The sequence below is a fragment of the Microcoleus sp. B7-D4 genome (genome assembly GCF_036705125.1).
GTDB lineage: Bacteria > Cyanobacteriota > Cyanobacteriia > Cyanobacteriales > Microcoleaceae > Microcoleus.
In genome coordinates, this window is sequence record NZ_JAUBTT010000010.1 from 111,281 (window position 1) to 122,274 (window position 10,994).

The 10,994-nt window shown below is 46.3% G+C and carries 13 protein-coding genes and 1 pseudogene; 8 read left to right on the forward strand and 6 right to left on the reverse strand.

Going from position 1 to position 10,994, the window contains the following annotated elements:
* Positions 1-80 precede the first annotated feature (80 nt).
* Complete coding sequence (locus QUB12_RS06255) at positions 81-521, reverse strand: hypothetical protein (RefSeq protein WP_333140754.1); 441 nt, start codon at positions 519-521, stop codon at positions 81-83.
* A 73-nt stretch (positions 522-594) separates the two neighbouring features.
* On the opposite strand from QUB12_RS06255, the gene QUB12_RS06260 reads away from it, so the two are divergent.
* The 6 genes and pseudogenes from QUB12_RS06260 (at position 595) to QUB12_RS06285 (ending at position 5,005) form a co-directional block, all read left to right on the forward strand.
* Positions 595-924, forward strand: a complete 330-nt coding sequence (locus QUB12_RS06260; RefSeq protein ID WP_333140756.1) for a hypothetical protein — start codon at positions 595-597, stop codon at positions 922-924.
* The gene (locus QUB12_RS06265; RefSeq protein WP_333140758.1) at positions 921-1,088 is read left to right on the forward strand and encodes a hypothetical protein; all 168 of its coding nucleotides are present in this window, start codon (positions 921-923) and stop codon (positions 1,086-1,088) included. The genes QUB12_RS06260 and QUB12_RS06265 overlap by 4 nt, the downstream gene beginning before the upstream one ends.
* Positions 1,089-1,187: 99 nt before the next feature.
* Positions 1,188-2,464 (forward strand): annotated as a pseudogene (iscB, locus tag QUB12_RS06270) (RNA-guided endonuclease IscB).
* 168 nt (positions 2,465-2,632) lie between these two features.
* A complete protein-coding gene (locus QUB12_RS06275) occupies positions 2,633-2,764 on the forward strand; it encodes a hypothetical protein (protein ID WP_333140760.1) in 132 nt (43 codons plus the stop codon).
* 310 nt (positions 2,765-3,074) lie between these two features.
* Complete coding sequence (locus tag QUB12_RS06280) at positions 3,075-3,980, forward strand: ferritin-like domain-containing protein (RefSeq protein ID WP_333140762.1); 906 nt, start codon at positions 3,075-3,077, stop codon at positions 3,978-3,980.
* Between the two features lie 521 nt (positions 3,981-4,501).
* Positions 4,502-5,005: a YbjN domain-containing protein gene (locus tag QUB12_RS06285; protein WP_333306001.1), complete on the forward strand. Its 504-nt coding sequence runs from the start codon at positions 4,502-4,504 to the stop codon at positions 5,003-5,005.
* A gap of 83 nt (positions 5,006-5,088) precedes the next feature.
* On the opposite strand, the gene QUB12_RS06290 is transcribed toward QUB12_RS06285, so the two are convergent.
* The 5 genes from QUB12_RS06290 to QUB12_RS06310 form a co-directional block, all read right to left on the reverse strand.
* The gene (locus tag QUB12_RS06290; protein ID WP_333306003.1) at positions 5,089-5,574 is read right to left on the reverse strand and encodes a hypothetical protein; all 486 of its coding nucleotides are present in this window, start codon (positions 5,572-5,574) and stop codon (positions 5,089-5,091) included.
* Positions 5,571-6,773, reverse strand: a complete 1,203-nt coding sequence (locus QUB12_RS06295) for an AAA family ATPase (RefSeq protein WP_333306006.1) — start codon at positions 6,771-6,773, stop codon at positions 5,571-5,573. Before QUB12_RS06295 ends, QUB12_RS06290 begins: the two co-directional genes overlap by 4 nt.
* 124 nt (positions 6,774-6,897) lie before the next feature.
* A complete protein-coding gene (locus QUB12_RS06300) occupies positions 6,898-7,356 on the reverse strand; it encodes a divergent PAP2 family protein (protein WP_333140770.1) in 459 nt (152 codons plus the stop codon).
* 14 nt (positions 7,357-7,370) lie between these two features.
* Entirely contained in the window at positions 7,371-8,297 is a 927-nt protein-coding gene (gene crtE, locus QUB12_RS06305; RefSeq protein ID WP_333306008.1) for a geranylgeranyl diphosphate synthase CrtE, read from the reverse strand.
* 190 nt (positions 8,298-8,487) lie between these two features.
* Complete coding sequence (locus QUB12_RS06310; protein WP_333306010.1) at positions 8,488-9,375, reverse strand: LysR family transcriptional regulator; 888 nt, start codon at positions 9,373-9,375, stop codon at positions 8,488-8,490.
* Between the two features lie 110 nt (positions 9,376-9,485).
* Here QUB12_RS06310 and QUB12_RS06315 point away from each other — a divergent pair, with 110 nt between their 5' ends.
* The gene (locus QUB12_RS06315; RefSeq protein ID WP_333306012.1) at positions 9,486-9,974 is read left to right on the forward strand and encodes a GNAT family N-acetyltransferase; all 489 of its coding nucleotides are present in this window, start codon (positions 9,486-9,488) and stop codon (positions 9,972-9,974) included.
* Positions 9,975-10,043: 69 nt separating this feature from the next.
* Positions 10,044-10,808 (forward strand): methyltransferase domain-containing protein, encoded by a 765-nt coding sequence (locus QUB12_RS06320; RefSeq protein WP_333140778.1) that lies wholly within the window; start codon positions 10,044-10,046, stop codon positions 10,806-10,808.
* Positions 10,809-10,994: the final 186 nt, after the last annotated feature.

The following is a 10,994-nucleotide window of genomic DNA, read 5'->3' on the forward strand; positions in this document are numbered from 1 at the left end:
AAATGGTAATTATACCATTTTTAACCTGTGATTTTTAATTAAAAAGAACGCCGCCCTTAAAAGCGGCGTTCTTTTTGAGTTTAGAACTTCTGGATCAACGCCCAGACTCTCCCGTCACCCGACACTATCTGGGCAACGCTGTGAGTAGTAGCGCCCTCTGTAGCTTCTGAGACATCCTCTACAGCCCATTTATTTGCTTTCTCATCAACAATAAACAAATCCTCAGCGGTAGTGCCTTCCTGAACCCGATATATCTTATTCAGAATGAAACGCTGCCGCGCCTCAGCTTTTGGTATGCCAACCACATCATCTGGATCGACAGAGATGGCACTGCCTTCTTTTAATGTACCTTTCGAGTTGCTTAAATTGCGATCGTCCCTTTGAGCAACCCGCACGCCGTGAATCTGCAAACCAGGCTCATTCTCAGAGATATTCCAGACAGCAGCTAGGGCCCCACTTCTTCCCAAACCGAGAACCGCTGCACTAATAGTCAAAATTAGCAAAAACTTGAAATAATTCACTGTATTTATGCTCCTTTGTTTGTGAGATTATGCACTCATTCTAAATTAGCAATTAGCAATTACCAATGACCCAATGATGTCCGATATTTTTGTGATGATCCGCAATCAGAGTAACGTCGCCATGACTTCAGTTGACGGCATTGCGTTTGTCACTTTACTGACTCAAGAAGGACGAGTGGTGGCCGAGGAGACAGTTGATCTGTTTGAGGCCGATGTGAATTTTGATAACCTGAAGCAGGGAAAATATACTGTAGTTGTAAGGCACGAAGGCGTTGAACCTCGATCGGCAACCTGTAGTGTTACAATCACCGATGAAGATAAAGTAATCATGCTGACATTTGTTTACTTGGAGCTAGAACGGGTGCTGCTGGGCATTCAGACTTCAACCGAAGAAAGACTATGACCGTAAGGAACCCCACGCTTAAAAGCGGGGGCTTTTGGGAAGTCCGGCTCGATCGCCAGCGGTGCAAGAAGAAAGCCCGAACCTTACCAGAGACAGGATTAGACCTACGTTTTTTGAGTCATGATACCGGAGAATGCGACGCTAGTTTTCCGCTCTATCGCTAAAAGTTAAACAGGCTCGGGCGGGGTTAAACCAGTGCTTTTGGCATAACAAGCTCATAAAACATTCAAGGGAGCGAACATTACCCAGGAATGGAGGACTTTATGTCTAATTTCGTTTTTGTACTTGATAGTCACAAACGACCGCTCAATCCAATCCGCCCAGGATTGGCTCGCAAATTGCTAACCACTGGCAAAGCTGCTGTTTTTAAAAGGTATCCATTCACACTCATTCTCAAAGTAGAGGTAACAGCACCCCAAAAACCAATCACTCTTAAATTAGACCCTGGCTCCAAAACTACTGGAATCGCATTAGTGCAAGGAGAGGACGTAATCTTTGGTGCAGAACTAGCTCACGCCCGGTCAATCAATTAAAGCTAGCTTGGAATCTCGCCGTTCACTGCGTAGGAGCAGAAGAAATCGCCATACTCGCTATCGAAAAGCGAAATTTTTAAATAGAACTCGCCCGAAAGGGTGGCTGGCTCCAAGCCTACAACATCGTGTCGAAACAACCCTAACCTGGGCAACTAGATTGATGAAAGTCGCTCCCATTGGTTCTATTGCTCAAGAACTTGTGCGATTTGACTTACAACAACTAGAAAATCCAGAGATTAGTGGACTGGAGTATCAGCAAGGCGTTTTATGTGGTTACGAGATCCGCGAATATTTGTTGAATAAGTGGGATAGAAAGTGCGCGTACTGTGGAGCTACAGATACACCACTACAAGTCGAACATATTCATCCCAAAGCCCAAGGCGGATCTAATCGCATTTCTAATCTTTGTCTTGCCTGTGAAAAATGCAATGTCAAGAAAGGAACTCAAGGCATTGAGCAATTCCTCTCTAAGAAGCCAGATGTCTTGAAAAAGATCCTGTCTCAAGCAAAACGTCCATTAAAAGACGCAGCAGCCGTTAATTCGACTCGCTGGGCGTTATTTAATCAACTCCGTATGACTGGTTTACCAGTTTCTACTGGTAGTGGCGGCTTGACAAAATTCAATCGCACTCGTTTGCAGCTACCTAAATCTCACTGGTTAGATGCTGCTTGCGTAGGTAAAGTCGAAGAATTAAAGGTGCTGACTTCTCAACCGCTGCTAATAAAAGCAGCAGGACACGGTACTCGACAAATGTGTGGCACGGATCGGTTTGGCTTCCCAATTCGACATAGATCAAAAAAGCAGATCCATGTGGGTTTTCTCTCCTGGCGATATTGTTGGCGCGACAGTCACCGCAGGCAAGAAAGTCGGTTCCTACGTGGGACGAGTTCTTTGCCGTGCATCCGGTTCGTTCGACATCGCTACAATGAAGGGAAGAGTAGCAGGAATTAGTCATAAATATTGCCAACCTATTCACAAAAAAGATGGCTATTCCTATGGATTTTGATTCAAGGCGACTGAAGTCGCAGCCGCTTTCCTCCCCATGTCTAAAGCCAGGGGCTTCTCGCTCGTTTTCTGGTGAAAGTTACTCCGCCAAATTCAATTAAAATGTTTCGCCCCGCGAGTGCATTTCTTGGCAAAAGACCTCTGGAGGGAAAAAAACCCGATTTGTCGGATGAATCTGGCTTTACAGTTAGCTGATGTGGCGACTACTCTGGCTAGATTAGAAGTAGAAGAGGCGCGAAAATTTCAACAAGAGTCTGCTAGTGTTGAGGCTTCAGACTCGACGGAACCTGACAAGTTTTGAGTGTATGAGGTTGCTTTGTGTGCTCCGCGCAACCCTTGCGTGATAGGAGCTTAAAAAAATAACGTAACTGTAGAAAAGCTCCAAACCCTGATAGTCATCAGTCATTTTTAATCTAAAATCTACAATCTAAAATCTCAAATGGTATGACTCGCAACTCAAAACTATTGTCATTGGTTGAGCTAGTAAAAAAATTGTCTGTATAAAATTCAATCTCCGTGCTAAACAATAACTTTCTGCCTTGCGAGTGAATTAGGAAGCCGAAAAACTGCGTTACACTTATATAGGTATCTTTACAAAACAACATAAAAGCATGACTGTTGCCTATCCCCGCAAGCTGCGGAACGCTATGGGAGCGCGCGAAATTTTAGCTCAAGTGGTGCGCGATCGCGAAATTCACCTGATCACCCTCAACCGCTACCGGTTTAGCGAACAGCGCAGTTGCAAAGACCTCACCGAGGTGATCGAACAGCTAAACGGGGAACCAGCCGAACTCGTGCGCGACCTGTCTCGGCACATTTCCGACGAAGCGCGGCACGCCATGTGGCTCACCGACTTGCTGGTAGACCTCGGCCAAAATGTGGGAACGCCGCCAGGAGTCTCCTACATTGACGAATTTGAAAGGTTGTATGACAGCGAAAAACAAGACCCCACCACAAACCGCGAAGACTTCGTAATTTCTTCCCTCGCCGCGATTAACGTCACCGAGAAGCGGGGCTGCGAATACTTCTCAGCGCACATCCACGCCCTCAAACAGGCTCCCCAAACCGCAGAAAACATCAAAATCCGCGAAACAATCGAAAAGATTTTTCCCGAAGAAGCTGGTCACGTCCGCTGGGGCAACCGCTGGCTGGGTTCCATAGCTGCCAAAAGCCCGGAACACCGCCAAAAGGTGGAACAGGCAAAGCGCAAGTATGTGGCGATCGAACAAGCAGCTTTTGAATCGGGAATGGATATCATGTTGGGGGCAGAACTCCGCCGCGTCACCCGCCTAGTGGATATTGCCAACACCATGCCGATGTGGGAACGCCCGCAATACCTGATGGAACGCTTACCCAGAACCCTGCTCGCCCCGGATCTGCAAATGACTAGAGTCGATGTAGCTCAGCGCGCCTGGAACCGCGACCCGCAGGCATTTATGGAGAAATTGGTGCCCATGTTCCTCAACGGCTTGAATACCATTGAGAAGAAGCCGACGGCGACTAAGCCCAAGCCTTAAATACGATCGGGAACCTGGTTGAAACCGCTCTGCAAGTCAAACTTGCGTCTGCCTCCGCAAACAAGCGAGATTAACTGGTTCCCAGGCCTAGCCTCGGAACCAGTTATTTAAAGTCATAATTTTAAGCTTTAGCAAGTAAACTGATTATTGGAATAGTTTTCCATCTAAATATAATCGTCAGGAACCTCAGCCTAAAGGCATGAGGCTTGAAGGAGAAATCTAACAAGCCGTTCTGACGGGCCTAAGTCTTAACTGACTACGTTTTTTGAGTCACGACACCGGGAGAATGCGTAGCTAGTTCCTTGCTCTGTCGCTGAAGGTTAAACAGTTCTAAGGTAACAGGGACAGTGCTTTGGGCCTAACAAGCTCTCAAAACAAAGGCGCGTGCTAACTTTACTCCTTCATGAGATTGAGGCAACCATACCTCATCGGAGGGGCAACCATACCCCTCCACCCCGCTGCATGTTTTAACTCAATGTAAAGCCGTCCTAAAAGGACGGGGTTTCAAACCCATATTTCTGATGACTACCAGCGAGCCGAACATACAAACAGCTTCCGCAGAAAGCCAATCGAGTGAAAGCGCGATCGCCTCCGAGCAGGTCGAAAAAGCCACAGCCGTCACCTATGCAGAAGAAATTGAAACTGTCATCGCCAGCATGGCTGTAGACCAAAAAGTGATGGTCGGTCAAAGTGAAGCTGGCGGACATCTTTGGAAGTTTAAGTACGGCAGTGTTGAAGTGTTCGTGCAACTCACCGGCGACACCGAAGATGATACTTTGACTGTTTGGGCTTTTGTTCTGCAGTTGCCGGCGAAGAATGAAGCTCAATTAATGCGGAAACTTCTAGAAATGAATTGGCTGTCTACTTTGGAATCTCATTTTGCGATTGTTGACAATCAAGTTGCCGTAGTATCGACTCGGACAATGGCGGAAATCTCGACCGGGGAAATTTCCCGGGTTATTACTATTGTCGCCACGATCGCCGATGACAACGACGACCTGCTGCAAGCAGAATTCGGTCAGTAGTCATTAGGTGCGAGACTTTTGAGCGCGATCGTTCGCAGTCGCGCACCTAAAATTTAAGTAGGGTGCGAGACTTTTGGGTGTATCTATTTAAACAGAAAAGGTTTGACAGATGAAGCCATACGCTCTAACTCAGTTTTGTTGTGTGTGAGGAGTTCATGCCCCCATAATTTATACGTGTTATCAGAGCAATCTTGTGCCAGAGCTTTTCCGATCTCTTCAAAACTCTTTTTAATGTCGCTTTTTAGCTTCTCTGGGTTAGATTGCACTCCAAGAACGAAGACTCTTTCTTTTAAATCCTCTGGAATATGACGGTCCACATAACTAAACCGATTTTCATTTTTATCAAAATCAATGATCAAAACAATCCTTCTTTTTAGATATTTTCGCATTCCAGGCTCATAATCATTCGTCAATTGCTCCACAGCTTTTTTCCAACCATCAGCAATCGGTACGACTTGAATTACACTGTTATCAACGTTAAGGTCATTAATAAATCCAATGACAATCTGGCGATTAGCATCATCTTCGGGCAATACAAGAAGGTGTTCCTTCTCCCTATTTACTGTCATAGTTCTATATCGCCCAGGATCAAAGTCGTTATAAGATCGCCTGATACAGGTATCTCACTGAGTAATCTGACCAAAGTTGGCTCCAAGTGGCTTTTTCGACCGAGGACAAATGTATTTTCATTTGAAAACTTTCGTATCGCTTCAGGATTATGAGATGTTACTAAAATTTGACTGTTACCCTGAAATGAGCGTCGCAATGAGGTGACAAAATCTCCAACCTCTGATAAGGAGATATAGTTGTCCGGCTCGTCCCAGAAACAAAAAAGTGGGCCATAAGATTTGTTTGCCGCTAAGACGACAGCACAAAGAAAAAAGCATTTCTCACCATCCGATAAGTCTTTAAAGTCAACACTCAGATTCGCATTATTGGCTTCAAACCGAACAATCATACTTTTAGAGTCTTTACCGATCTGCTCATTCAGAAAATCCTGAATGTCAGGCATAACTTCTCGGAGATATTTATCAACCTGTGTATAGGCGGCAGGATAGCGACTGAGTAACCCAGAAACCCACTCCCCGAAGTTTGAACCATCTCGCTTTGGCTCCAAAGTTTCACCGTTTGAGTCTCCAGTCATCAAGCTGGCAATCGGGGCTAAAATGATCGTGCGAGCAAGCCAGGTCTTGAAAATACGAAGTGGATCAGTCTCTGATTGCTCCTGAATTACTGGAAGAGCAACAAGATGCCAATCCACAAGAAACAGAGCCTCACGATTTTGTGAACTCGTATGAAGAGTGACTTGGGCTTCTTTTCGAGAGTAGATTGGAACTCCTCCAACTAGCAATTGCTCTTCAAAAACTCGAAGCTCTTTAAATTTTTCTGGCAAGTCGAAGGCAAGGATATATTTGTATATTTTCTCGTTAAGTAAGACTTCTATTTCAAACCTGATTGGGACATCCGACCTGCCACGAGCAAAATCTTTTGCATTGACAAGATCGCGAACTCTATTTATGCCTCGACTGATGGACTGAAATACCTGTAAGACAACAGAAGTAGTTGATTTACCTACACCATTTTTTCCAATTAAGAGAGCAGATGGCATCCCCTTTATCGGCAGTTCAAAATTTTCTAGGCATCTGAAGTTGTGTACATATAGTCTTTGGAGCATAGCAAAACAATTCCAAGGAGTGGGAAGTGAAAAAAAAATTTTAAACTTTTTGAACTGCTTAATTAGGGAATAGGCATTGCCAGAAACTTCCAAAAAGTTCGGGTGCTTTTCTGAGCTAGAGAGGGATGAGTTGCCGAACAATTAATCCCCGCCGCCAACTTTTACCTCCAACTCGTCAAAAAACACCACTGCCCCAAATTTACTCCGTACTTAAAACTTAATATGCAGGCCCTGCGATCCAAGCAATAGTGATTCCCAGCCCCAAACCTACAAGCACTTGAAAAGGAGTGTGTCCCAGCAACTCTTTCAGGCGAGCTTCATTAAGGTTGTGATCTTCCTCAAAAAACTCGTCAATAATTTGGTTGAGGATGCGAGCTTGCTTGCCTGCTGCTTGGCGGACGCCTGCTGCGTCGTACATGACAATAATTGCAAAGATCGCAGCGATCGCAAACTCTGGACTTTCCCATCCCATCGTTTGTCCCACTCCAGCAGCCAAAGCGCCCACAAAAGACGAGTGAGCGCTGGGCATTCCCCCCGTTGTTACCAAATACCGAAGATTAAACTTGCGGTTTTTGACCAACTCGATCGGCAACTTCATGATCTGAGCCGCCAGACAAGCGATCAAAGCAACCACGAGTACATGATTGTTTAAAATGCCGCTGCAAATTTCCTGCATAGTGTTTAGTATTTCTAGTTACTGCGGCTGGTAATATAATCGGCGATCGCCAGCAGCGGTAGAGCTTTGCTCCCAAACACTGCCAATTGAGCCTTAGCATCAGCAACAAGCTGCGAAGCTTGGCGCCGAGACTCCTCAATTCCCCACAAACTCGGATAAGTGACTTTTCCTGCTTGAACATCTTTGCCAGCAGTTTTGCCCAGTTCTTCTTGGGTAGCAGTAATATCCAGAATGTCGTCAATTATCTGGAAAGCCAGCCCAATATTTTGAGCGAAACGAGACAGCCGCTGCAAATCCGCAGCCGAGGCCCCAGCCAGAATTGCCCCACAAACTACGGAGGCCTCTAACAGCGCACCTGTTTTGTGAGCGTGAATGTAATTCAAAGTTTCCAGAGAAACATCTGTCTTTCCTTCCGATTCCAAATCAACCACCTGACCGCCTACGAGTCCAGCAGCACCCGATGCCCGCGCTAAATGGGCGATCGTCTGCAACACCTGTTGGGGGGGTACGTTCTCAGTTTTAGTAGCGATAAATTCAAAAGCATAGGTCAGCAAACCATCGCCAGCCAAAATGGCGATATCTTCGCCGTAGACTTTGTGATTCGTCAGTTTGCCCCGCCGGTAGTCGTCATTGTCCATTGCCGGCAAATCGTCGTGAATCAGCGACATGGTGTGGATCATTTCCAAAGCGCAAGCTGTCGGAATTGCCATAGATGTAGTGCCGCCGGCCAGTTCGCAGCTAGCCAGACACAGGATCGGACGCAGGCGCTTGCCCCCCGCTAGCAGCGAGTAGCGCATTGCTTCGTAAATTTTCTCTGGGTAGATGACCGGCAGTGCACTGTCGAGAGCTACCTCGATCGCCTCTTTTCGCTTGACTAGATAAGTAGATAGGTCGAAAGAGGATTCCGGTTGGGACGAACCCATTTCTGTTGCCAATACCATCCCTTGCTCTCTTGTACTTAATATTTATATGGGATATTGTGAGCCGTTGGGGTCGCATCGTACCGACTTTTACGGCAGTAGTTGCTCGAACTCCGAGCATCAATTAATCATTCTACGGGTGTTGTTGCACAGAAAATCTTTGAGTTTTGATAAGTTTGTCAAATTGCCAGTCAATCTAAAATTTACAATCTCAAATCTCAAATCCGCTGATTTGTCTGGCGACTTCCAAAAACCGCTGCACCGCCGCCGTTGGATCGCTGCGCCAAATTAGAGCGATCGCCACAATGCAGGTTGATTCGGGTAACGCTTTGTAAACAACCCCGCTGCGCTGGAAATTTTGCATCGACGCCGGGACGATCGCCACGCCCATTTCGGCGGCTACCAGACTCACAATGGTTTGCATTTGAATTGCTTCTTGAGCCGCGCGAGGGCTAAAACCTGCTTGCTGACAAAGACTGACGATCGCATCGTACAATCCCGGAGCCTGGGATCGCGGAAATAAAATGAACGGTTCGGTAGAGAGTTCGCGTAATTCTACGTTCGCGCGATCGGCCGCCGGATGCGTTTCTGGCAGTGCCACTATCAGCGGTTCTCGAAAAACGATTTCAGAATTTATCCCGTCTTCCTCAACCGGAGGGCGCACGAAGCCGATATCAATTTGCCCGAACCGCAGTCGCTGCAACTGTTCGTTGGTCGTCAGCTCGTGCAGTTCGAGTTTGACGGCGGGACACCGAGTGCGAAAGGCCTGCAAAATGGCTGGAACCACGTTGTGTGCTGCCGAACTCACAAAGCCGATCGTCAGTTGGCCGAGTTCGCCCCGACTGGTTTGTCGGCCGAGTTGAATTGCTCGATCGACTTGCTGCAGAATTTTCCCGGCTTCCTCGAAAAAAACCTGTCCCGCTGCCGTTAACTGCACCGTCCGCTTGGTGCGGCGAAACAGTTGAAATCCCAACTCTGCCTCTAAATGCTGGATTTGTTGGCTCAGCGGAGGTTGGGCAATATGCAGTTTTTCGGCTGCACGAGTAAAATTCAGTTCCTCTGCAACTGCAATGAAATAACGCAAATGCCGAAGCTCCATAAGTCCCCATGATTGATATTTTAAAAGTATAAATTGTTAGTTAAACATATATTGGACATTGATGCTGATATTTCATACAGTGATTAATAGGCGAAGTTGAGAATTAAACAATGGCTAATTTGGATATCAGAATTAGAGAAGCAGATGTGGCAGATTTGGAATTAATCGTGGATTTTATTTCTCAAAAAAGCGAGTTTGATGGCTCTAAAAATTTGTTGGCAGCAACAGCAGATAAATTGCAGCAAACGTTGTTTTTCCAGCCTCCGCTAGTGCGGGTTTTGTTGGCGGAAGTTGCGGAAAAAGCGGTAGGATTTGCTCTTTTTTATTCGTCCTATTCAAGTTTATTGACGCAGCCGTGCCTTTGGCTTGATGATTTATTTGTGCAAGCTCCTATGCGCGGTATGGGAGTCGGGACAGCGCTGTTAAAGTATTTGGCACAAATTGCTGAGTCAACAAATTGCGGCCGTATGGAATGGACTGTTAATACTGCAAATGCGCCCGGAATTGCTTTTTATGAAAAGCAGGGAGCCCGGATTTTGGAAAATATTAGAGTTTGCCGTATTGATGGGAATGCAATTAATCTGCTTGCTGGCAAATAATTTAATAACGAACCGCGAAGGCGCTAAGAACGCGAAGAGAAGAGAAAAAAAGAGGAAAGAAGAGAAGAGATGTCAGAAAATTATTGGAATTCAGCTCTTTATGAGCAAAATCATGCTTTTGTTTGGCAGTACGGCGAATCACTTTTGGAGTTACTCGCTCCGAAGGCTGGTGAACAAATTCTGGATTTGGGCTGCGGTACGGGACAGTTAACTGAAAAGATTGCTCAAAGTGGTGCTTGTGTGCAAGGTATTGATTCCTCTTTGTCGATGATTTCCACGGCAAAAGTTAACTATCCTCACATTAAATTCGCTGCCGCAGATGCGAGGAGTTTTAAAGTAGGAGAGCCGTTAGATGCTGTGTTTTCTAATGCGGTTTTGCACTGGATTAAACAGCCGGATGCTGTGATTAATTGTGTGGAAAAAGCGCTGAAGCCGGGAGGGCGTTTTGTGGCTGAGTTTGGCGGTAAGGGGAACGTGGGGGCGATCGTCCGCGCACTTTTGAGTGTTTTGTCAGAAATTGGCTGCGAGGAGCCTGAAGCGCTTAATCCTTGGTATTTTCCGAGTATTGGCGAGTATGCTGGGCTTTTGGAAAAGCAGGGTTTTGATGTGGGTTATGCGGTTTTGTTCGATCGACCGACTCCTCTAGAAGGTGGCAGCGCGGGTATGGTAAATTGGATTGAGATGTTTGCTGGTGGGTTTTTATCGGGGTTGTCTAATAATGTGCGATCGCAGGTAATTAACTCCGTTGCAGAGCGTTTGCGATCGACGCTGTACCGCGATGGTAATTGGATTGCAGATTATCGCCGAATTCGCGTTGTTGCTATCAAGCCGTAGGGTGCGTCGCGATCGCAAATATTCAAATACGATATAAAATCTCATAGCGACGCACCATACTTCCGGTTGCTATCAAGCCGTAGGGTGCGTCGCGATCGCAAATATTCAAATACGATATAAAATCTCATAGCGACGCACCATACTTCCGGTTGCTATCAAGCCGTAGGGTGCGTCGCGATCGCAAAT

Bases quoted from the DNA above. Each gene is read 5' to 3' on its own strand.
- QUB12_RS06260 (WP_333140756.1), top strand. From the start codon at position 595: ATGATGTCCGATATTTTTGTGATGATCCGCAATCAGAGTAACGTCGCC.
- QUB12_RS06265 (WP_333140758.1), top strand. From the start codon at position 921: ATGACCGTAAGGAACCCCACGCTTAAAAGCGGGGGCTTTTGGGAAGTC.
- QUB12_RS06275 (WP_333140760.1), top strand. From the start codon at position 2,633: ATGAATCTGGCTTTACAGTTAGCTGATGTGGCGACTACTCTGGCTAGA.
- QUB12_RS06280 (WP_333140762.1), top strand. From the start codon at position 3,075: ATGACTGTTGCCTATCCCCGCAAGCTGCGGAACGCTATGGGAGCGCGC.
- QUB12_RS06285 (WP_333306001.1), top strand. From the start codon at position 4,502: ATGACTACCAGCGAGCCGAACATACAAACAGCTTCCGCAGAAAGCCAA.
- QUB12_RS06290 (WP_333306003.1), bottom strand. From the start codon at position 5,574: ATGACAGTAAATAGGGAGAAGGAACACCTTCTTGTATTGCCCGAAGAT.
- QUB12_RS06300 (WP_333140770.1), bottom strand. From the start codon at position 7,356: ATGCAGGAAATTTGCAGCGGCATTTTAAACAATCATGTACTCGTGGTT.
- crtE (WP_333306008.1), bottom strand. From the start codon at position 8,297: ATGGTATTGGCAACAGAAATGGGTTCGTCCCAACCGGAATCCTCTTTC.
- QUB12_RS06310 (WP_333306010.1), bottom strand. From the start codon at position 9,375: ATGGAGCTTCGGCATTTGCGTTATTTCATTGCAGTTGCAGAGGAACTG.
- QUB12_RS06315 (WP_333306012.1), top strand. From the start codon at position 9,486: ATGGCTAATTTGGATATCAGAATTAGAGAAGCAGATGTGGCAGATTTG.
- QUB12_RS06320 (WP_333140778.1), top strand. From the start codon at position 10,044: ATGTCAGAAAATTATTGGAATTCAGCTCTTTATGAGCAAAATCATGCT.